23 protein-coding genes are annotated in these 20,963 nt (G+C 35.0%); 3 read left to right on the top strand and 20 right to left on the bottom strand.

Annotated features, from left to right (window positions below):
• Positions 1 to 27 precede the first annotated feature (27 nt).
• From ACS127_RS13660 to ACS127_RS13650, 3 genes are read right to left on the bottom strand one after another with little or no spacing between them, the layout of a single operon-like run.
• Positions 28 to 549 (bottom strand): hypothetical protein, encoded by a 522-nt coding sequence (locus ACS127_RS13660; RefSeq protein WP_440895591.1) that lies wholly within the window; start codon positions 547 to 549, stop codon positions 28 to 30.
• 48 nt (positions 550 to 597) lie between these two features.
• Entirely contained in the window at positions 598 to 1,281 is a 684-nt protein-coding gene (locus ACS127_RS13655; protein ID WP_440895590.1) for an ABC transporter permease, read from the bottom strand.
• Positions 1,274 to 2,194: an ABC transporter ATP-binding protein gene (locus tag ACS127_RS13650; protein ID WP_440895589.1), complete on the bottom strand. Its 921-nt coding sequence runs from the start codon at positions 2,192 to 2,194 to the stop codon at positions 1,274 to 1,276. The genes ACS127_RS13655 and ACS127_RS13650 overlap by 8 nt, the downstream gene beginning before the upstream one ends.
• 154 nt (positions 2,195 to 2,348) lie before the next feature.
• Here ACS127_RS13650 and ACS127_RS13645 point away from each other — a divergent pair, with 154 nt between their 5' ends.
• Complete coding sequence (locus tag ACS127_RS13645) at positions 2,349 to 3,431, top strand: IS30 family transposase (protein WP_440894882.1); 1,083 nt, start codon at positions 2,349 to 2,351, stop codon at positions 3,429 to 3,431.
• Positions 3,432 to 3,702: 271 nt separating this feature from the next.
• Here the strand turns inward: ACS127_RS13645 and ACS127_RS13640 are convergent, their stop codons facing one another.
• The 12 genes from ACS127_RS13640 to ACS127_RS13585 all read right to left on the bottom strand — a co-directional run bounded on the left by ACS127_RS13640 (position 3,703) and on the right by ACS127_RS13585 (position 14,189).
• Positions 3,703 to 4,635 (bottom strand): sensor histidine kinase, encoded by a 933-nt coding sequence (locus tag ACS127_RS13640; RefSeq protein ID WP_440895588.1) that lies wholly within the window; start codon positions 4,633 to 4,635, stop codon positions 3,703 to 3,705.
• Between the two features lie 37 nt (positions 4,636 to 4,672).
• Complete coding sequence (locus ACS127_RS13635; protein WP_440895587.1) at positions 4,673 to 5,362, bottom strand: response regulator transcription factor; 690 nt, start codon at positions 5,360 to 5,362, stop codon at positions 4,673 to 4,675.
• A 482-nt stretch (positions 5,363 to 5,844) separates the two neighbouring features.
• A complete protein-coding gene (locus ACS127_RS13630; protein WP_440895586.1) occupies positions 5,845 to 6,366 on the bottom strand; it encodes a GNAT family N-acetyltransferase in 522 nt (173 codons plus the stop codon).
• A gap of 58 nt (positions 6,367 to 6,424) precedes the next feature.
• Entirely contained in the window at positions 6,425 to 6,778 is a 354-nt protein-coding gene (locus ACS127_RS13625; protein ID WP_440895585.1) for an MmcQ/YjbR family DNA-binding protein, read from the bottom strand.
• Positions 6,779 to 7,241: 463 nt separating this feature from the next.
• A complete protein-coding gene (locus ACS127_RS13620) occupies positions 7,242 to 7,646 on the bottom strand; it encodes a GNAT family N-acetyltransferase (RefSeq protein WP_440895584.1) in 405 nt (134 codons plus the stop codon).
• A 218-nt stretch (positions 7,647 to 7,864) separates the two neighbouring features.
• Entirely contained in the window at positions 7,865 to 8,782 is a 918-nt protein-coding gene (locus ACS127_RS13615) for a DNA-3-methyladenine glycosylase family protein (protein ID WP_440895583.1), read from the bottom strand.
• A gap of 6 nt (positions 8,783 to 8,788) precedes the next feature.
• Positions 8,789 to 9,319, bottom strand: coding sequence for a methylated-DNA--[protein]-cysteine S-methyltransferase (locus ACS127_RS13610; RefSeq protein WP_440895582.1), 531 nt, complete (start codon positions 9,317 to 9,319; stop codon positions 8,789 to 8,791).
• Positions 9,309 to 9,884, bottom strand: a complete 576-nt coding sequence (locus ACS127_RS13605; RefSeq protein WP_440895581.1) for a bifunctional transcriptional activator/DNA repair enzyme AdaA — start codon at positions 9,882 to 9,884, stop codon at positions 9,309 to 9,311. Before ACS127_RS13605 ends, ACS127_RS13610 begins: the two co-directional genes overlap by 11 nt.
• 717 nt (positions 9,885 to 10,601) lie before the next feature.
• On the bottom strand, positions 10,602 to 11,738 hold the full coding sequence (locus ACS127_RS13600) for an AI-2E family transporter (protein ID WP_440895580.1): 1,137 nt from the start codon (positions 11,736 to 11,738) through the stop codon (positions 10,602 to 10,604).
• Between the two features lie 114 nt (positions 11,739 to 11,852).
• Positions 11,853 to 12,383, bottom strand: coding sequence for an N-acetyltransferase family protein (locus ACS127_RS13595; RefSeq protein ID WP_440895579.1), 531 nt, complete (start codon positions 12,381 to 12,383; stop codon positions 11,853 to 11,855).
• Between the two features lie 119 nt (positions 12,384 to 12,502).
• Positions 12,503 to 12,982 carry a GNAT family N-acetyltransferase gene (locus tag ACS127_RS13590; protein ID WP_440895578.1) on the bottom strand — a complete coding sequence of 160 codons (480 nt, stop codon included), beginning with the start codon at positions 12,980 to 12,982 and terminating at the stop codon, positions 12,503 to 12,505.
• Between the two features lie 4 nt (positions 12,983 to 12,986).
• Positions 12,987 to 14,189, bottom strand: coding sequence for an MFS transporter (locus ACS127_RS13585; protein ID WP_440895577.1), 1,203 nt, complete (start codon positions 14,187 to 14,189; stop codon positions 12,987 to 12,989).
• 163 nt (positions 14,190 to 14,352) lie between these two features.
• Between ACS127_RS13585 and ACS127_RS13580 the strand changes: the two genes are divergently transcribed.
• Positions 14,353 to 15,642, top strand: coding sequence for a hydroxymethylglutaryl-CoA reductase, degradative (locus ACS127_RS13580; RefSeq protein ID WP_440895576.1), 1,290 nt, complete (start codon positions 14,353 to 14,355; stop codon positions 15,640 to 15,642).
• A 58-nt stretch (positions 15,643 to 15,700) separates the two neighbouring features.
• Here the strand turns inward: ACS127_RS13580 and ACS127_RS13575 are convergent, their stop codons facing one another.
• From ACS127_RS13575 to ACS127_RS13560, 4 genes are all read right to left on the bottom strand, one after another.
• Positions 15,701 to 16,300: a helix-turn-helix domain-containing protein gene (locus ACS127_RS13575; RefSeq protein ID WP_440895575.1), complete on the bottom strand. Its 600-nt coding sequence runs from the start codon at positions 16,298 to 16,300 to the stop codon at positions 15,701 to 15,703.
• A gap of 123 nt (positions 16,301 to 16,423) precedes the next feature.
• Positions 16,424 to 16,888, bottom strand: a complete 465-nt coding sequence (locus tag ACS127_RS13570) for a GNAT family N-acetyltransferase (protein WP_440895574.1) — start codon at positions 16,886 to 16,888, stop codon at positions 16,424 to 16,426.
• Between the two features lie 27 nt (positions 16,889 to 16,915).
• Complete coding sequence (locus tag ACS127_RS13565; protein ID WP_440895573.1) at positions 16,916 to 17,329, bottom strand: hypothetical protein; 414 nt, start codon at positions 17,327 to 17,329, stop codon at positions 16,916 to 16,918.
• Positions 17,330 to 17,435: 106 nt separating this feature from the next.
• Entirely contained in the window at positions 17,436 to 18,608 is a 1,173-nt protein-coding gene (locus tag ACS127_RS13560; RefSeq protein ID WP_440895572.1) for a hydroxymethylglutaryl-CoA synthase, read from the bottom strand.
• Positions 18,609 to 18,935: 327 nt separating this feature from the next.
• On the opposite strand from ACS127_RS13560, the gene ACS127_RS13555 reads away from it, so the two are divergent.
• Positions 18,936 to 20,114: an acetyl-CoA C-acetyltransferase gene (locus ACS127_RS13555; protein ID WP_440895571.1), complete on the top strand. Its 1,179-nt coding sequence runs from the start codon at positions 18,936 to 18,938 to the stop codon at positions 20,112 to 20,114.
• Between the two features lie 270 nt (positions 20,115 to 20,384).
• Here ACS127_RS13555 and ACS127_RS13550 read toward each other — a convergent pair whose 3' ends face one another.
• Complete coding sequence (locus ACS127_RS13550) at positions 20,385 to 20,963, bottom strand: chromate transporter (protein ID WP_440895570.1); 579 nt, start codon at positions 20,961 to 20,963, stop codon at positions 20,385 to 20,387.

Below are 20,963 nucleotides of genomic sequence, written 5' to 3'. Positions count from 1 at the left end.
TGATTACTTAAAAATATATGAATTAAGCTAAACGGTCTTTTGTACTTTCCCTTGATAGATCGAAATCAATCCTGGTAATTGCTGAATATCCTGTGGGGTAATAAGTTCAGGCGGCTTGTCAAAAGAAACAATACCAGCTTTAATCAAAAGATAAGCTACAAATTGAGAACAGAAATATGCATTTGATCTTTGAATCGGCTTGTTTAACATGACTCCAAACAGGCCTAATAGATTGTAGTGATAGCTATCTTTTCTATTCTTAAAAAAGGTTAGCGTTTCCTGTAATTTTTGACATTGTTTTAGATCGATTGGATAGGCATAAATAGTGCAATCCGCATTCTGAAACAGCTTTTCTTTCGTATTTTCCTCCACAAATCCTCCCCAAAATGGATTGTAGAGTTGCTTCCTTCCAAAGCTATATACTTCTTTTAATCTTGGATCCAAAGCAAGTGAAACATGATTGTAGTCCGCTTTTGTATATAATCCAATCGCTTTTGTCAGTAATGTCCTTGTGTTTGTAAATAGTAAATAAATGTATTTTTGACTCATCACGATAAACTCCTATGGATGTTATATTTTTCATAACAGACTTCTTTTTTAAGAGACATCTTTATGCTCGATATTCTTGATTGATAGATAAGAAACAACTAGACCAATGATGGTAACTGTCAATGGGATGACGATGTAGGAACCTATCGATAAGTCTTCATTACTTACACCGAGAAAGATCGCAATAACAACAGATGAAACAATTGTGGTTCTAACAGATTTTTTAAGCATTCCAAAAAATAAAGGAACTAAGCTGATCCCGCTAGCAGAAAGGTCATATAGAACCGTATGTTTAAAATGTTCTATGATCATAGGGAGCGTTACGCCTCCATCGATAAAATGCAGATGATTGTTTAACATATATAAAACAACAGCTGCAAAAATTCTTGATAGCAGTATTGATGCAAATGTAAAACATATAATGATCAACAACTTAGAAACAATCACTTGTTTTCGACTGATCGGGTATGTGAACATCAAAGTAATCGTTTTACCATTATATTCTTCAATCACTAATCTCGAAATTAACACCCCAGAAAAGATGATAAAAACGATTCTTGTTATACTATCAATCAGAAATAAAAAGTCGGTACTGCTAGCAGCAAACTGATTTCTATCAATATATAACATAAAGAATAAAAAACCAGTAATAGCCAAGCAAGCTACTAAAGCTCTATTGATATAGCCTGCAAAATTTATTTTTCTCATTTCTAAACGGATCAACTTAAACATTTTCTCCACCTCCAATTAAGGATAAGAAATGGTCTTCCAATGAAGCTGTCTTTGTATTGATTGATTGAATCGGAATATCGTTTGATACCAATGTTTTATAAATTTCATTTTGTGGCCTATCTGTTTCGTAGATTCTAATTTTTTTAGCGTCAAGCACTTTGAAATTATTTATCTTCAGCTTTGAGTCAAGAATATAGGCAGCTTGTCTAGCGTGGCTGGTTTCAATTTCAATGTACTCTGCATTATTTTCTCGAATAAACTCCATCGAAACTTCATCAACCAAATAGCCATTATTCATAACCCCGATTGTATCAGCAATTTGCTCTATCTCAGCTAAAATATGACTCGAAATCAAGATCGTTATCCCATATTCTTTATTTAGCTTTTCAAGTAAATCTCTAATTTCGATGATTCCTACGGGATCAAGTCCATTGACTGGCTCATCTAATATCAGTAATTCTGGTTTTGTAATCACTGCCCTGGCAATTCCAAGTCGTTGTTTCATACCTAAAGAGAAATTTTTAACGGCTTTGTTATCTATGTTTTTTAGATTAACTAATTCTAAAGCGGTTTTTATATCTTTTTTATTGTGGTAACCCATATATTCACAATGGAAATCTAGATTTTCCTTTGCCGTAAGTTTCTCGTAAAAAATCGGATATTCAATAATCGCGTGCATTCTTTTAAACAGTTCATAAGATGTATCCGTCAGCGTTTGATTAAAGATTTCAATGACTCCTTGAGTTGGTTTTAACAAATTTAAGATCAATTTCATGATCGTACTTTTTCCAGCTCCATTTGGTCCTAAAAGCCCATAAATTTCTCCCTTCCTAATATTCAAATTAACATTGGAAACAGCACTGTCTCCATTAAAAGCCTTACATAGATCGTGTGTTCTTACAATATATTCCACGACATGTCCTCCATTTCTTTGCAAAATTACTATAGTAATAATAATAAACATTAAAATCGTAGATTATATAATCAAGTTAGTCACCTAAAATAAAAGGCCATGTGAATCTCATGTTATATTGAAAGTACGACCAACCAATATAAGGAGAATTCACATGACCCATGTAAATACTATCACAGAATCACGGAAAGGGAAACACCTTACATTTGCTGAAATGAAACAGATTGAAGCATATAAGAAACTCGAGTTATCAAACCGAGCGATTGGCCGACTGCTTGATCGCAATTATCAAACCATCAATAATAATGTTAAGAAAGGGACTGTTACACAAGTCCAAAAGCAAACACAGAACGGCAAATCCTATTTTTATGAAAGAGCAGTTTATTTCGCAGATGTCAATTATGACGTCTATGAAAAGAATCGTTCGCATTGCGGCCGCCGCCCCAAATGGGTTGATGGACATGAATTTGTTGATTGGGCTGATCAAAAAATGCGACAAGACAAATGGTCACCTGATGTTGTTGTCAATGTAGCTAAAAGTGAAGCCTTCTTTCATGAATCCATCATTCCAAGCACGTCCACACTTTATCATTGGATTGATAGTGGCATCATGCAGACAAAGAATATGGATTTGTTAGAAAAGGTTGATCGAAAACCACGCTCCACAAAAGGCAAAGGACATCGAAATAAAAAGGTGCATGGTATCTCAATCGAAGAACGTCCAGAATCAGTTAACCAGCGAAAGGAATTCGGACATTGGGAAATTGATACGGTTATCGGTAAAAAGAAGGCTGATGAACCTGTTCTATTAACGCTTGTTGAACGTAAAACAACCTTTGAACTCCTCTTCAAAATTGATGGGAAAAGAGCAACGCAAATTGATGATACCTTACAACATATGATTAGTCAGTTAAACGGAATCGAAGGTGACATTTTTAAAACCATTACCTCAGACAATGGAAGTGAGTTTAGTAATCTATCTGAATTGTCTAAAGAGATTGATGTCTATTACTGTCATCCATACGCTTCCTTTGAACGAGGAACCAGTGAAAATCAACATAAAATCATCCGTCGTTTCTTACCCAAACATGAGTCGCTGAAAGATGTTAATGAGGATCAAGTCAAAAGGGTTCAACAATGGATGAATGACTATCCACGAAGAAACCAAAACTATAAAACACCTCACCAAGCATTTGTCTTAGAGCTACAGAAATTACAGCTGAATCTTGTTGCTTAAAATCATGTTTAACCCAGGTATGTCCCGTGATGGTGTGCATGGATCTGTTTGGCTTTAAAGCCAAACAGATCCATGCACACCACTAAAGCACAAATTCATGCCTTTACTGGCATAAAACAATATAACTTTGTGAACTCACTAAAATAATTATTCTAAGTGACTAACTTAAACTTGAAATTTAGGTAAACATTAAAATTGTCTTTTTTCTTAACGGAGTCTTACAAATTTCTTAAGTTTGCAAAGAATGTGATAGAAGCAGTCTTTAGTTATTCTAGGAAGCCAATTTCTTTAATTTCACGGTAAATATAGTTTTTTCATTGGCCTTGCTAGACAGTGATATGTCTCCTTCCAGACTTTCTACTAATCTTTTCGTAATCGTAAGTCCTAAGCCACTCCCTTGATACTGCTTATTTCGTGAGTCTTCAAGTGTATACAGTCTTTCAAAAACACTTTCTTGATTGAGCTCGTCAATGCCCTTTCCCTTGTCCCAAACCTCGATGTAAGCAAATGAATCGTCATATTTCAAGTTTAACCCCACTACATGCCCATCATTTCCGTATTTTATCGCATTCGAGATCAGATTTCTAAGTATTCTGTCAATTGCTTCTTCGTTTCCCGCTACATAGATACTTTCTTCTGGAATGTCAACAGAAACCTCCAAGCCCTGATCTGTTAATAGGTCATAGAATTCTAAAATGCCCTTTCGACATGCTTCATTGATATTTACCTTTTCAAGTTGGATTTCCTTATCGCCAGATTCCAGTTTTGCCAAATCAAAAAAAGTATTGATCAACGTCAGCAGCTCTACTGCCTTTTCATATGCTTTATTAACTTCTTTGCTTAACTCATTTTCGATTGCTTGATTCGACTTAATGATTTCTAAATAGCCTACAATAACCGTTAGTGGCGTTTTTAGATCATGGGAAATATTCGAGATCATTTTCCGGATAGACTCTTCTTTTCTTACGTAATCAGCTAATATTTTCCGATTATGGTTTAACAGATTGTTAATGCTAATTAACAAATGAACGAGCTCTTTATCGTCTGTAAAAACAAGCAGGTTCTCACTGGTTTGATCAGCGATAATTCTATTTAATTTTTGATCGATATATTTTATTTGCTGATCTCTTGTTAGCTTTGAACGATGTTGAAGTATAATAATACCAGTTAAAATCAGGATGATCACGATTAAGAAATAAACCATACCTTCTCCCCCCACTTTTTATAATTTTGTGATATAGCTATTCACCTAATTTATAACCGATTCCCCATATCGTTTTGATATATGTAGGCTCTGCAGGATTGTCCTCTATCTTTTCTCTCAGTCTTCTTATATGAACATTGATCACATTTTCATCATCGAAGTAGTCATTATCCCAGACGGTGGTATAGATCTGAGCTTTTGTAAAAACATTATTGGGATACTTGAGAAACATTTTTAAAATATTAAATTCTTTAGCCGTCAGTTTGATTTCTTTACCATGTTTTTTAACAGAAAAATTATTGATATCAATCGTTAGATCTCTATAATTTATAATATTTTCTTCTTTATCAACTTCAGAATAATTGGTAGCACGTCTTAGTATCGCTTTCACTCTGGCAGAAAGTTCTAGCATTGAAAAAGGTTTGGCTATGTAATCATCTGCACCTAGCTCAAGCCCTAAAACCTTTTCAACATCCTTATCCTTAGCAGATACAATCAGGATAGGCACGGAACTCTCTTTTCTAATTTGTTTCATAACTTCTATTCCGTCTAATTTGGGCATCATGATATCAAGTATGATTAAGTCAAAAGCACCTGTTAGAAACTTTTGCATCCCTTTTTCCCCTTCAAAAGCAGTAGCCACCTTGTAACCTTCCTTTATTAAATAATCCTTTATCATTTCGCTTACCGATAAATCATCTTCTATGATTAAAATATTATGGTCCATATGTAGCACCTTCCTAGGATATTTTTAACACAGATAACCGTCCGTAAAACTCCCACTGATTGAAGTTTCGTTTTATAAATTTCATAGTTTTCCTTTGTCTTTTCATGGGTTATTGGTGATTGTCAGCCTATTATCTTTATGGGCAAGATTTTTTATCAAGTCTTTCACAAATTTTAACACATTATTATAGTGTTAAATCATCTTTTATTAAAATAGTCTGTCTAGGGTATGGAGGATTATCCTATTGAGCGTTTGTAAGATGACCAATAAAAACGGGCTTTATCTCGAAGTTTCTTAAGGTAGAAGATATCGTTTTTCTGATGTTATTATCAGTAAAATCTTATATTCTGAACGTACAGAAAACCAATCAAACAAATTGAATGCTTTCAGGTTAGTTTGGTCGGTTTTTGTTAAAATATTTCGACAAGTAAATATATAATCGAATACAAGTTATTTAAATCCTTTGAAAAAGTTACTCCTACTCAACTATCTATTTTTTTAGCCATAATTAAATCTAGTTGTTCTTCTGTCCCCATAAAAAAGGGGTGTGAATCGATTATGTTAAAGCCTATTTTTTCATAAAAGGCAATAGCGTTAGTATTGTATTCCCAAACACCTAACCAAATGGTCGTTTTTCCTAAATTGCTAGCGATTTGTTCAACTTTTTTAATCAAATATTTTCCATAGCCGTTTCGTTTATGTTGTTTTCTAATATAAATTCTTTCAATTTCTAAAGCATTTTCAATAACTGTTTCTGTTTGTGCTGATGCAGTATTGAGCTTGATATAGCCAACGATTCTGTTATCATCTAATAAGAAATAGAATATAGCGTTTGGACTGCTTAATTCTTTCTTTAGTTGTTGAAGATTGTAGGCACTCTTTAAATAAGCCTTTAAATTCTTTTCTGTATTTTGATCTTTAAAAGTATCGGAAAATGTTTCAGTACTAATCTCTTGAAGTTTTGTTAGATCATTTATTGTACATTCATTTAATCTGACAACCATAATATTTTCTCCTACTATTATTTTTAGTAAATTGGATAAATACCCTTTAGAAATTAGATTATGTTGTCAAATCATAACTAAGATCTAAGAGCGAAAAAATTTCTTTATTTGAGACAGAGCCATCTAACACAATGCTTAGCCAGTGTTCCTTATTCATATGATAAGCAGGCAAGATCCCCTCTTCTTCTCTTAAAGAATCAGCTAATCCGGGATCACATTTAACATTCAATATCTCAACTTTTCCATTTCCATCTATCTGTAACTTACTTTTATCTACATCCATAAGTAGCCCATACCACTTGTTATTGTTATCATGCCTGAGTACAGCATAGTTCGGAAATTTACGCCACGGATAATCGGGCTTTGTACTATATTTTTCCTTTGCGTAATTTAGAATAATTTCTCTAGACATTAATCTCACCTTTTTGATACAAGATTTAACTTAACCTTCAATTATTCAACACCATAGCCTTTCCATCCTGGTCTTGACCTGTAGTGGTTTTATCAGTGGTTCGGTAAGTTGGATAGTTTAAAGTACCAGTAGCCTGAAATGTTTACCTGGCTTGAAATGTGGCTATTTCTATTGGATCAAGGGCTCTGGTATAAAAAAGGCATAAGGAGCAACTAAAAGTCCGATCAATAAACAACTAACACCGAACAGAAACATTGATTTTGGTTTATTTTTCATGTTTAGATCCCTACCTTGCAGCTATACTATATTAATTATAGCAAAAAGTAAAAAAATACGATCTTATTTTTAGCTAGAAATAGTGACTAAAAGAAAAAACCCATCTTGAATAAAGATTATTCAAAATGGATTCTCCTTATTTAATTTGTATTTGATTTTATAAACCAGTTTGATCAGATAGACCTCACTAGGTAGGTTTCTTTCGGTGCATTATAAATTGAGACGGACTATGTTTAAACGCATTTTTCTCATAAAAAGGGATTAACTGTTCTTCACAAAACAAACTAATAACATCAATATGAGAGAGTTCCTTTAATAAGTTTGATACCAGTTTTAAACCTATCCCCTCACATTGAAATTCTTTATGTACGACGACATCTTCAATATAGGCTCTGAATTTACCGTCAGTAACTGCTCTTGAAAAACCCACTAGCTCATCATCTTTCCATGCACCAACTGAAATAACTTTACTTAACATTTTATCAATGTCTTGTTCTTTCCTTTCGTCCCACCACCCAGCATTATGGTAAAGATTCATTAATTCAGTTGCCTTTATTGGCTTCTGAATATGACTGATAACCTTAATATCCAAAATAGAAATCTCCTCTCAATCCGGTGTTTTTAATATATATTTAACTTCATTAAAATTGGTTTCTTTCAAAAAGACCTGGGACTGCGGTTACTCGTCCCACCGTAAAGATTTGCGGTTACTTGCCCCATCGAAACCCGTTGTTGCCCCGAGCTTTACGGACGGTTATCTGTGATAAAAAGAAATTATTGCATGCTACGACAGATCGTTTTAAAAGTTTTTCAATACAACATCCTCCACAAATAAAAGGTTGCATATGATTCCCAGTTTGTCCAATTAGATGATAAGGCTCTAATCTCTTCTTTAGTTGGTTTTCGCTCCAGCCCTAATAACAGTTTAATCGCATTGATTAATCCAACATCATCAATAGGAAAAGCGGTTGGATATCGCAGACAGCGCATCAAAACATAATTCGCTGTCCAAGGACCAATACCACGAATGCGGGTTAACTCTTGTTCAGCTTGCTTAAAATCTTCAAAATTAAGTAATTTTTCTTTCGTTAAAAGTCCACTTTTCATTAACTTAGCTACATCGATAATATATTCACTTTTCTTTGTGGTCATTTTAATGTCAGCTAAATCGTCGATTGTTAAGGCAGAAATTTTATCAAATGAAGGGAAAATCCAATATTTCTTATCGTTATAGTCTAAAGAGTCACCAAATTTTTCGACAAATTGTCGCTTTAATCTGTAAGCATATTTCAAATTAATCTGCTGACCTAAAATCCCCCAGCATAGAGCTTCAAACAAATTATTTAAACCGATATTGCGCAAGCCATAAAATGATTCAATCGGATGTTTTAGCAACGGATCCTGGCAACCCATTTCATAGAAGGGCACAAGGTCGGTGTCAAGATCAAACCAGTCACAAATATAATCAACGATCGCCTCTTTGTCTGCTAATAATTTTGGCATTGTACCGTTTAAACATTCGATATCTATATATTCGTTATCTACTGCACTAATACGAATTAACGTACGGACATGATTTATTTCAATGACGCATGTAATCATATCGGCTTCTATTTCATACATGCACTCATTGGGCTCTCTTTGCAAATAATCTAAATTCACCTTAAAATCGAAGGGTTCAGGAACTTCTATTAAAAGATGTTGATTCTTTTCTCTCCAATTTCTCACTTTATTCTAAACTCCAATCTTATCCGATTTTTCAAGTGCAAGCAGTGCTTTTTTCATCTCTATCCCCCCACGAAATCCTGTTAAATCACCACTTTTAGCAATAACACGATGACATGGGACAACAATCATGACTGGATTAGCGCCATTCGCCGCTCCAACTGCACGGACTGCTTTCGGTCTGCCAATTCGATTCGCAATATCCGAATATGAAACAATCTCTCCATAAGGAATATTTTGAAGTTCCCTCCAGACTAATTCTTGAAAAGTTGTTCCCTTCATGTCAAGAGGAAGATCAAATGCTTTTCTTTGTCCGTTCAGATACTCACTAACCTGCTGGCTATATTGTTTTATTTTTTCTTCGTTTTCAATCAGCACTGTATCGGGTCTATTTTTATCCAGCCATTTTTTTATTTCATTTAGCCCGTTATTTGGTGAACTTAGATAACATAGACCTTTATCCGTTGCTGCCATATAGATAGACCAGTTATCATGATTCACTTTGCCATAATAAACAACTGGATTTGGATTACTTCTCATTAGCTGACACCTTCTTCCGCTTATTTTTTCTAAAGTGACTTGGGGTTTGCTTATTTTTATGTTTAAATACTGTTGAAAATCGTGCAGCATTCGTAATTCCGACTAATTTTCCAATTTCTTTGATAGATAGGTCAGTATGAATCAGATAGTCTTTCGCTTTTTCCATCCTAGTTTGTTGTAAATATTCTAACGGCGTTATCCCTTTTATCTTTTTAAATACACGATGCAGATGATAAGCGCTGCCATGACAATGCTCAGCAATCTGCTTTAAGGTCAAAGGTTCTGAAAAATTTTCTACTATATACATTTCGACATGTGACACCCATTCTTCATCAGGTAACTGGCGTCCCCCTGATTTACACCGTTTACAAGGACGATAGCCTGCTTTTAAAGCATCCTCCGCATGCTTAAAAATAGTCACATGATCAAAATTAGGAACTCTCGACCGACAAGACGGTCTACAAAATATTTTCGTTGTTTTTACTGCATAAAAGAATTCACCATCAAAGCTTTTATCATTTTTAATAATAGCCTGTTTCTGTTCTGCAGTTGGTTTTGTCATCATTATGCCATCACCTCTACTTTAATTGTACATCGAATCTAACTAAAAAAACATATTTTAAGTTAAATAGCAAGATATGAAAATAGCTGACTAGAAAAATGCACATTTAATTATTTTCAATAGTTTGAGTTTTTGTACAAGACCCACCAAAAAATGATCAAATCACAACTATCGAGAGGAAAGCATCCCATCTGCGGAGGGGGGGCCTCTATATCCATATTCTGTTTGTTTATAAATAAATCTTTTTGTCCCACCCTCTTGATCGATTACTTTGCTTAACCTGACAACATTGGTAATCGCAGTCCCAATCAGTGAGTGGGACTAAGGGATACAGACTAAGATCACGACCTCCTGGGACTCAGAATAAGAAAACCACTTATTCTTGCGGTGTAAAGCTCCATAGTTTTCCTTAGTGCGATGACTCGACCCATCGAAAACATTTGCACTAGCACATCCTAGGGTTGCGATTACTCACCCCACCGAAAAGACTTGGGACTGTGGTTACTCGTCCCACCGAAAAGATTTGTGCGTCGAAAACTCCCACTGATTGAAGTTTCGTTTTATACTATCGGGAAGTAAAAGATTTTTTGATGATAGTATAATTAAAACTAAGACTTTCACCATAAGCGCTTATGGCGAAAGTCTTAGTTTTTCTAATAGTTAGCAGAGGGGGTTAGTCAACTAGCATCCTCAATTAATCTACGTCCCTAAGACAAGGGACTATTGACTATTCTTTCTCTTTTCACGAGCTCTTACACTATCTTTTAACAATCGATATAGAGCAGAGGCGATGGGTACTCCTAATAACATCCCCCAAATCCCCCAGAGACCGCCACCGATCGTTACACCAACTAAAACCCATAAGCTAGGTAAGCCAATTGATTTTCCAACAACCTTTGGATAAAAGATATTCCCTTCAATTTGCTGAACGATAATAATAAAGATAATAAAACCAATCGCTTGTACAGGTGAATGGACTAAGATTAAAATAAAGCCAACCGCTCCAGATAAATAGGCACCTAAAATAGGTATAAAAGCTGTTACACCTGTTAATGCTCCCACCATTCCTGCATATGGGAACTGAAAAATCCACATACCCACTGCCACCATGGTTCCAAGAATAACGGCTTCAATCACTTCACCAGAAATAAAGCTTGAAAAGGATTGATCGATAACACGACTAACATATGTAAGTCGTTTCACTGTTTGTTTCGGTAAAAAAGTTTGCGTTAGCCGTTTAAATTGTTTAGCTAGCGTTTCTTTCGTCAAGAGAACATAAATAGCAATCATCAGCGACAGGAATAAATTAACAATAAAACTAAATACTGATCCTACAGTAGAGACAGTCATTTCTATCACGTTACCAGTAAAATTGTTCATAAAGTCTAAAACATTACTTGCAATCCCTTGCCAATCAATATCTATCTCTTCTACAGCCGCTGCAATTTGTGGGAATATATCTTCATATTCAAGGATCCAGTCTTGAACCATATTAAATACAACGGGAGTCGCTTCAACAATCGTAATAAAAACAGAAATTAATTGTGGTGTGATCAAACCAACAACAAAGAAAATAACAAAGATGATCGTAATCATCGCAAAGAAAATACTAACTGGCCGTCTTGTTAACTGGACCCATTTATTATCCTTCTTAGGAAAATAAATTTTCTCAAATTGAACCATTAGCAAATTTAATATATAGGCGATTACCCCACCCATTAATACTGGGCGTATAACCGTCCATATCACGGACAACCAACTAAATACTTGTTCGTAATTAGCAATTAGTAATATAGCTGTCATTGCAATAATGAGATATTTCATAATTAACTTATCAATTTGTTTAATATTATTCATGAATGATTTGTACCACCTTTAAGAGTTAGTGAACAAGTATTTTGTCTGCTATTTATTTTATACTAAATTTTAAAAAAATTCACTTATTCTATCAATCATGTTCTGCTATTTTTATTAAATGTGATCGATTAGCTTGTGAAATTTATCAAGATCATTCCATACATAGATGTGTTCGTTTAATATTTTTCCATTGATATTGATTTGAACTGTTTTTGCAATTGTCGCACCATAATGTTCATAAAAATAACGCGACTTATTATCTGCTAGAACTTCAACAAAAACTTTTTTATAACCTAACTGCTTAAAATGATGAAGAGCTTCAGCAAGTAATTTCCGACCTATTCCCCTGCCTTGATATTCCTCAAGTAAATATATGGAGGTAAGATCTCCTGAATGTTCAATCGTATTTTCTGCTTTCTTGCCAGCACTAACAAAACCAACAATTTGACCTGCCTTATTTTCGGCTACAATAATATAATTGTCTTGATCTGCAATATTTCTCTTCCATAACTCTGTTCGCTGCTGATAGGATAGTGTATTTAAATAACTATCTGGAACGATGCCTTGATATGTTGCTTTCCAGCTGTCTACATGTACCTTTGCTATATCTGTTGTATCTTCAGAAGTTGCTTGTCTAAGTTGCATATCGTCACCCCTTATTAGTCAATCATATGAATGTTTCTATTATACTTGAATTTTCCCTCATTTTAAGGCTACATGATCAAAAAAGATCTGTAATTAAGCTCGGCATTTCTTTCCTGAGGTCAACTATCAGTAATATCTTTTTCGAACATAATCATATCTAAGGCTCTGATTCCATTTTCATAGATGGGGGCGGGATAATCTTTAAAAAAGTCTCTTCTTATTTCGTCCATTCTAAAGCCGTTTTTCTGATAGAATACTATATTTCCAATACTTGAATTGGCAGTTCCTACCCTGATTTTTTTAACTCCTTTTACCTTGTACAAATCAGTCATCTCATTGATAACGAAGCTCCCTAATCCTTTATTACGATATTCGGGAGCTAATGCCATATTTTTTAATTCAACAATTTGTTTGGTTTGATAAGTAGATAATAACGTGCCAACTACTTCATCATTTGAATAAATAGCATACATGTCTCCATCATGTAAATATTTATTAACCGCTACTTCATTTTCATCAGCTAAAAGGAGATAATTTAAGTAGGGTAAGCGGTCTTTTGGCTGAATAACTTTTAATTTTATTTGTTTCAAATTTGTCATTGTATCATTTCCTTTTTTTCTTTTTAGGAGGTTTAATGGCAAACAAAGAGATACCGGCTGCTATCCCACTTAAAATCGCTAAAATCACATATAACATCCTAATATTCCCTTCTATTATAGCAACGATTGGTGGTCCGGCAGCAACACCTAAAAAACGCATGCTGCTATATAATGATGTGACTGTTCCGCGAATATCCTTTTCCACCCCTTCAGTGATTAATGTGTCTAAGGAAGGCAGGGATAAGCCAATGCCTAGACTTGATATCGACAAGAGTGATGTCATCATTATTAAACGAATATCATCATTGATAAATAATAAAGGAACGCCTACTATGATATTACCGCAAAAAACCAACCATTTCATCAATATTTTATGATCTCCTATTTTCCTACCGGATAAATAAGAAGCACCACAAAGCACTAATAATGGAATGGCTAAAATAAAACCTTTGTAAACTCCGTCAATTTGATATTGTTTTTCGAGCAAATTTGAAAAGTGAAATAAATACCCAAAAAGAATGAACATATTTATTCCGCCAATTAAGAAGATTGCAACTAACCAGCGTCCACTTTGTTTAAAAACGGTTTTAATTTGTTTTAAAAATAATGTAAATGACTGCTCTTCTTCATCTTCCTGCTTAGGAACTTTAACTAAAAAAATCACAAGTATAAGGGAGATAATTGAGAAAACTGGGACAAAAATAAACGGTAAATACCAAATAAACAAAGCAAGTGAAGCACCAATAATTGGACTTAATACCTTGCCGAAGGTATTGGCGGTTTCAATAAGACCTAGTCCAGCGCTGACATCCTCTTCATCTTTAAACATGTCGCTAACAGTCGGGATCACAACGGGGAACGCTCCAGCCGCTCCTATCCCTTGCAGAAAACGTCCAATCATAATAAACAAATAAGGCTCATCCATTAGCCAAGAAGCACAGGCTGCTACACCCCCACCAATGGCTGTGATAAGCAAACTTGGAATAATTACTTTTTTTCTACCCAATTTATCTGATAAATAACCTGCTATCGGTATCAATATAATTGCTACAACTGAATAAATTGTAATAATTAAACTTGATTGAAATTGAGAAATATCAATTTCTTTTTCAATCATCGGTAAAACAGGGATTAACATCGAATTCCCTAGTGTCATCACTAGAGGAATTGAAGCTAATGCTAGTAAATCTAATCTTTTCTTGTTCATCTTTTCATCATCCATTCATCTACATTTAAGTCCTTTGAATATTTTGGACTTAAATCCTCTTTTCATACTTGAAATAAAGATTCCAAAAACTGATTATGATACAATATTAACAACTCACCATTGATAATGGTAAAATTAAGGACAGATTTCGAGGAGGACCATCGTGGGGAAAAATAAACTGGATAAATTCTACAATAGAACGATTGATCAACGAATTGAAGCATTAATGACTGAAAAATATCTTGAACAACGACCAATTGATGACTTTAAAGAATCGTTGATTTTACCTGAAGAGATAGCTAATCATATGATCGAAAATCAGATTGGAACTTATCAATTACCTTTAGGGTTAGCCCTTCATTTTTTGATTGATGATAAAGAGTATTTGCTTCCTATGGCAACGGAGGAACCATCAGTAATTGCTGCGGCAAGCTTTGCAGCAAAGACAATTGCAGTGGCTGGTGGTTTTACAACGGAGATCACCGATCGAGTGATGATCGGACAAATTGCTTTAAAGGGTATCAAGGATAAAGAGCAAGCAATACATGCCATTTCAGCTGCTGAAGAGGAAATCATCACAATAGCTAATGAAGCCCATCCATCGATTGTTAAACGAGGTGGTGGTGCCTGTGGTATCAATATTCGTTGGATCGAGAGAGATCAAGAACAGGATACTTCTTCTTTTCTAGTTGTTCATTTACATGTCGAGACCTTGGAAGCAATGGGAGCAAATATGATCAATACAATGGTTGAAGCGATAAAGCCATATTTAGAATCACTAACAGCTGCAAAAGCTGTGATGGGTATTTTATCAAATTATGCGACAGAATGTTTAGCAACAGCCAGATGCCGCATTCCGGTTGACGTTTTAGCAAGAAGAGGTCTTTCAGGAGTTGAAATTCGTGACAGAATCGTTGAAGCCAATCAATTTGCCATCGCTGATCCTTATCGAGCGGTAACCAATAATAAAGGGATTATGAATGGTATCGATGCTTTAGTCATTGCAACAGGCAATGACTCAAGGGCGATTGAAGCTGGCGCTCACGCCTATGCTACACGTTCAGGTCAATATCGTTCACTAACGAAGTGGACTAAAGCGGAGAATGGTGATTTAATAGGTGAATTAACGATCCCATTACCGATTGGAACGGTTGGCGGTTCAATTGGTATTCATCCAGGTGCTACATTCACCCATCAAATGCTAGGCTATCCAGACGCTAAACGATTAGAAGCCATCATTGTATCGCTCGGTTTAGCCCAAAACTTTGCTGCCATTCGTGCACTTGTTACAGACGGTATCCAAAAAGGGCATATGGCACTTCATGCAAAGTCACTAGCCATCAATGCCGGTGCCACTGGAGATGAAGTAAAAAAAGTTACCCAAGCATTAAGAAAAGCAGAACATATGGACTTAAAAACAGCCGAACAAATTTTAGCGAAATTACGTAGCTAATCATGCTCCCCCCAATTAAAATAGAATTTGATTGGGGGAGCCATTTATTAGGGGGAACTTATCTTCTCCATACGGGAATAAAAAAATGGATATTTAAGATTAATAATAAGATGCTACCATAAGTGAGTGTTAATAGTGCATTTATGGCTTGTTCAAAGGGAAAGATATAATATAAAAAGAAAGAGCCAATAAATAACAAATCAATTGGAATTATTCTTTTCGATCCCTTCTTCTCATGAAAGTAATCACGTGTTGCGAAAAAAGTTGACCCAACTGCAATCAAAAATATAACCTTCCAAAACCAAAGGGGAGCTGAATCGGGTTGTTCCGTATAAGCACCAAGGCTACCTAAATAAGCCATTAAGAAAAAAAGGCGACCAAAAAAAGCAGCCAAATGCATTTTTTTATTTCTTTGAGTCTGTTCATTCTCATTTTCCTTGCTCTTCTGTTCTTTGAAATACTTTTCTGGAGAAATAATGTCTTTAATATCACAATCGAATAAATTAGCCAGTTTTAAAAGATTACTTGTAGATGGTTCTGATTGATTTGTTTCCCATTTTGATATTGCCTGTCGACTTAGATTTAGTTGTTCAGCAATATATTCTTGAGAGAACTTTAATGATTTTCTTTTCTTTTTTATATTTTCTCCTAAAGACATCAATTAATCCTCCTTTCAAATTGAATTTATTGCAATCATACTCATGCAATCTAGTTGCATCCCACCAACTAGGTCGCAACTATTGGTTGCCATTTTTAAAAAAGACCTTTCTTATGTGTCTTTTTAAACTTCTCCCCTCATTCTAAGCACTTTGCCTCCTAATTCATCACCTATCTTTTCCATACCTATTTTTTGATAAAATTTAATTGCCGAACTATTACTAGGGGCAACTCTTAGGTGAAATTCATTTACCTGATGTTTTTTAAAAAACTGTTTCGCATATTGATGTAAGTCTGCCCCTCTTCCACCCCCTCGTTTATTTGGAACAAGATAATACAAATTGACATATCCTATCTCTTTTCCCTGATATTCACGAACCGTTAGCTCTAATTGCCCGATATCTTTACCATCTTCTTTAACGAGAACAAAGCCCTTGGGGAAAAGTCTGATCTTTTCAGCTAACCAATCCAAATAAACTTGATCCGCATCAAAATCTGCCGTATCGCCAAAACTAACTTGGAAGGAGTCCTTTCTATTTTGGAGTACGATTTTCTTATGTAAGTTGAGATTAATTTTTTCAAACTGCATTCAATCACCTTATTTCCTAATAAAAAATTAATTGAAACTAATTTCAATTATTTCCGGCTCTTGCTCATCACCATATAGTGTTACGATTGCGTTATAATCATCTTCCCAATTGACTGATACATTGAATTCGTTAAGTGTTCCTCCATCATTACCAATCTGAGTGTCAATACGTTTCCTGCCATACTTAATTCTTACTGCTGATAAACCAAATGAAAAAGACTCTCCTCTTTCAACGACTTCAATCGTATTTATCTCATTAGGAGAATGGCTTATTTCAAGTGTAGTTTCTTTAAAAATGACTTGATAAGAAAACCATGCTATATTGTAAACAACAAAGAGAATTGGAATGAGAACAAAAATGCCGATCCAAATGAGGCAACTTCGTTTCGCCTTCTTTTTAGTACGCTGTATTTCTTCATCGAACACTTTTTCATCATTCAATTTTAAAAATCCTTTCTGAATTAAAATCAATCAACTTCATTATTAAAAATGTGATAAAAACTCGTTAACGCCCTATTCTATTCAACAGAGATTAACGAGTTTCTAATTATTGTTGTTTATTTATATATTGACGCATATGCTCCTTAATGCCTGCAAAACAAATTGGTGCAGGATCATTGTTAATATCGAGTTCAATATCTCCTACTCCAGTTGGGATTGTATCCATAAAAATCTCTTCATAACGTTTGACGGAAACTTTCTCACGTGTTTCGACCATCTGTTCATGCTGATTTGTCAATAAATAATCCTGGTAATTAGGTTGTAAGATACCAGTGAAAAATTCTCCAACAGAACCAGAGCCATAGCTGAACAAGCCAATATTTGCTCCTGCTTCTAAATTTGTATTTCGCTCTAATAATGAAATTAGATTTAAGTATAAGGAGCCTGTGTAAATATTACCGATAACTGCATTATAATACTTACCAATGTTAAAGTTAGTCATCAATCGTTCTTGATCTGTTTCATCTGCATGCTCTAAAACTGATTTTAATGCTTTTAAACCCATTTTCGTATAAGGCATATGAAATAATAAAGCATCGAAATCCTCTAAGCTTGTCTGTGTTTTTCCACGATATGATGAAAATAACTCTTGAAAGAATTTAATGTATTGAATAACCGAGAATTTACCTTGAACGAATGCAGTGTCTGAATATAGCGGACGCCAGAAATCCATTGCATCTTCAGTTTTATAAACACTTGGGCTTTCAATGGTCATTATTTTTGGATCAGAGGAAATCAACATAGCCACAGCCCCTGCTCCTTGAGTTATCTCGCCACCTGTTTTTAAACCATAACGTGAAATATCTGAAGCTAAGACAAGCGCTTTACTCTCTGGATTGAGCGCGATATGTCCTTTAGCCATTTGAATACCTGCTGTTGCACTATAACAGGCTTGTTTAACTTCAATCGTACGTGCCGATGGATTCAAGTCAAGAAGTTGGTGAACATAAACTCCAGCCGCTTTTGAATGATCGATCCCTGTTTCGGTTGCAAAAATAACATAATCAATTGCTTCTTTATCTTCTTTACTCAATATATTTGAGGCCGCATTCGCAGCTAGCGTAACAGCATCTTGCGTTTTGGGTGCCACTGCCATTTCTTCTTGTCCAATTCCGATTGTGAATTTATCTGGTTCTACACCACGAGCAATAGCTAAATCTTTGGTATCGACATACATATGTGGTATATAAAAACCTATTTTATCAATTCCTATTTTCAACCTGGTCACATCCTTTTTATAAATCCTTTTTGTAATAATCTTTAATTTAATGATTAAATGATTACTATATTTTAATTACTAATAATACTTTAACACGAATGCATTAAATTAACTAATCATTCTAATCGATTTCTTCCTAAAAATAATATTATTAAATGCTTATCCTGCTTAAATCTGATACACTTAAAAGGTGACTTCTACCTAAATGAAGATGTTCAAAAAGTCTGGTAAAATGACACATCGTGAATAGCAAAGCTTCAACTCACTACCGACACGTCCTTTTTATTCTCTTTTTGAACACACACTAACAGAAAGGAGTTTTTATTCATGGAAGATATCGTGATCGCAAGTGCTGCGCGCACACCCATTGGTAAATTCGGCGGTTCGTTAAAAAATACAACAGCACGTGCATTAGGAACACATGTAGTCAAGGAAATAATTAAACAAACTAACCTTAGTCCAACAGATATTGACGGAGGTATTTTTGGCAATGTCCTTCAAGCCGGAACTGGACAAAATATCGCCCGGCAAATATTGATTGATTCAGGTGTACCTCATGAGATACCGGCCATGACTATTAATGAAGTTTGTGGCTCTGGTTTAAAATCAATTATTCTTGGTACGCAACAAATTCAGTTGGGCGAAGCTGATATTATGGTTGTTGGCGGTGTTGAAAGTATGAGCAATGCCCCTCACCTGATTCCAAACTATCGCTGGAATAAAACCATTGATGATAAACAGTTGGTTGATTCAATGATCAACGATGGTTTAACCGATGCTTTTAGTCAAAAGCATATGGGAATAACCGCTGAAAATGTGGCTAAAAAATATAATATCACTCGAGAAGAACAAGATCGATTTGCCTTGGAATCTCAGCATAAAGCTGAACAAGCCCAAGAAGCTAAACGTTTTGTTGATGAAATTGTTCCTGTTCCTGTTGAAACAGAAACAGGTGAAGCCATCCTATTTGATTCAGATGAATACATTCGAAAACAAGTTAAAATAGAAGATTTAGAAAAACTCCGTACCCCTTTTCTAGAAGGAGGTACGGTAACAGCCGGAAATGCTTCTGGGATAAATGATGGTGCGGCCGCTTTAATTTTAATGAAGAAATCTATTGCAGAAGAACGAGGTATCAGCTATTTAGCAACGATTAAACACTATGCAGAAATCGGTACAGATCCTGACTTGATGGGTTATAGTCCTTACTATGCTATTAATAAATTAGCAGATAAAGCCAAAATTGATTTAAATCAGATTGATTTATTTGAAATCAATGAAGCTTTTGCTGCTCAAAGCCTTCCGGTTATCCGTAACTTGGATATCGATCCAAAGAAAGTCAATGTAAATGGTGGCGGGATCGCACTTGGACATCCAATCGGTGCTTCCGGGGCACGCATTCTTGTCACGCTTCTTCACGAGATGAAAAGGACCGACAAAAAGACAGGTATAGCCAGTCTCTGTGTGGGTGGAGGCATTGGTATTTCAATGCTGGTTGAACGCTAAACTAGCTTGGTTAATAAAAAGATATAACGAAACATCAATTTTCGATACACAGAAAATCATAGTTGTCCCAAGATGTACGAACGGTTATCTGTGATAAAGAAGAAAATAGATTTATCAACAGCCAAGTTAAAAGACATCACCTATTGATATCATGAATAGGTGATGTCTTTTCTGCTTGATAATTAATAAGAATCACTTTTGTCTTAATAAGATAAACACCTTTATTCTAACTCTTTCTAAAGACTTCGTATACACCAATCTGTATAGCTGTCATTGAGCAAATTGAAATAAAACCCCGATAAGCGCTGACAAAGCGATAAAGATGACTGGATGAAGTTTTTTCATTAATTTATGCCTCATTAGTAGAAATAAGAGAATAGCTAAAAATAGTGACTTCCAATTGATAAAGCCTAGCCAGTCACCTAGGTCGATGAGCCGTGACAGATCAAATAAATCCATCCATACAACGGAGAAGCCAGCTGCTGCGATCAGTGCGGTCGAAGCAGGTCTTAAACCATAAAATACCGATTCAACATAGACATTATCTCTAAATTTAGTTAAAAAACGACCAATCAATAAGATAATAATAATTGAAGGTGAAACGAGACCAATTGTTGCAATAATACCACCCAAAGAACCAGCAGTTAGATGTCCAATATAAGTTGCCATATTAATCCCAATTGCTCCTGGCGTAGATTCTGAAATAGCGATCATATCAGCGAGTTGTTCATATGTATACCAGCCTGTTCGATCAGCAATATCATATAAGAATGGTAATGTGGCCAGCCCCCCACCAACAGCAAATAACCCTGCCTTAAAAAACTCATAATAAAGTTGTAAGTAAATCAT

The sequence above is a fragment of the Amphibacillus sp. Q70 genome (assembly GCF_052055485.1).
GTDB lineage: Bacteria > Bacillota > Bacilli > Bacillales > Amphibacillaceae > Amphibacillus.
The sequence above is the reverse complement of the archived record's forward strand: the minus strand, read 5'-3'. Positions and strand labels throughout refer to the sequence as shown.

Bases quoted from the DNA above. Each gene is read 5' to 3' on its own strand.
- ACS127_RS13575 (WP_440895575.1), bottom strand. From the start codon at position 16,300: ATGTCTTTAGGAGAAAATATAAAAAAGAAAAGAAAATCATTAAAGTTC.
- ACS127_RS13635 (WP_440895587.1), bottom strand. From the start codon at position 5,362: ATGGACCATAATATTTTAATCATAGAAGATGATTTATCGGTAAGCGAA.
- ACS127_RS13600 (WP_440895580.1), bottom strand. From the start codon at position 11,738: ATGAATAATATTAAACAAATTGATAAGTTAATTATGAAATATCTCATT.
- ACS127_RS13590 (WP_440895578.1), bottom strand. From the start codon at position 12,982: ATGACAAATTTGAAACAAATAAAATTAAAAGTTATTCAGCCAAAAGAC.
- ACS127_RS13585 (WP_440895577.1), bottom strand. From the start codon at position 14,189: ATGAACAAGAAAAGATTAGATTTACTAGCATTAGCTTCAATTCCTCTA.
- ACS127_RS13625 (WP_440895585.1), bottom strand. From the start codon at position 6,778: ATGTCTAGAGAAATTATTCTAAATTACGCAAAGGAAAAATATAGTACA.
- ACS127_RS13645 (WP_440894882.1), top strand. From the start codon at position 2,349: ATGACCCATGTAAATACTATCACAGAATCACGGAAAGGGAAACACCTT.
- ACS127_RS13610 (WP_440895582.1), bottom strand. From the start codon at position 9,319: ATGAGAAGTAATCCAAATCCAGTTGTTTATTATGGCAAAGTGAATCAT.
- ACS127_RS13550 (WP_440895570.1), bottom strand. From the start codon at position 20,963: ATGATTTACTTACAACTTTATTATGAGTTTTTTAAGGCAGGGTTATTT.
- ACS127_RS13655 (WP_440895590.1), bottom strand. From the start codon at position 1,281: ATGTTTAAGTTGATCCGTTTAGAAATGAGAAAAATAAATTTTGCAGGC.
- ACS127_RS13640 (WP_440895588.1), bottom strand. From the start codon at position 4,635: ATGGTTTATTTCTTAATCGTGATCATCCTGATTTTAACTGGTATTATT.
- ACS127_RS13570 (WP_440895574.1), bottom strand. From the start codon at position 16,888: ATGCAGTTTGAAAAAATTAATCTCAACTTACATAAGAAAATCGTACTC.
- ACS127_RS13605 (WP_440895581.1), bottom strand. From the start codon at position 9,884: ATGATGACAAAACCAACTGCAGAACAGAAACAGGCTATTATTAAAAAT.
- ACS127_RS13660 (WP_440895591.1), bottom strand. From the start codon at position 549: ATGAGTCAAAAATACATTTATTTACTATTTACAAACACAAGGACATTA.
- ACS127_RS13630 (WP_440895586.1), bottom strand. From the start codon at position 6,366: ATGGTTGTCAGATTAAATGAATGTACAATAAATGATCTAACAAAACTT.
- ACS127_RS13555 (WP_440895571.1), top strand. From the start codon at position 18,936: ATGGAAGATATCGTGATCGCAAGTGCTGCGCGCACACCCATTGGTAAA.
- ACS127_RS13595 (WP_440895579.1), bottom strand. From the start codon at position 12,383: ATGCAACTTAGACAAGCAACTTCTGAAGATACAACAGATATAGCAAAG.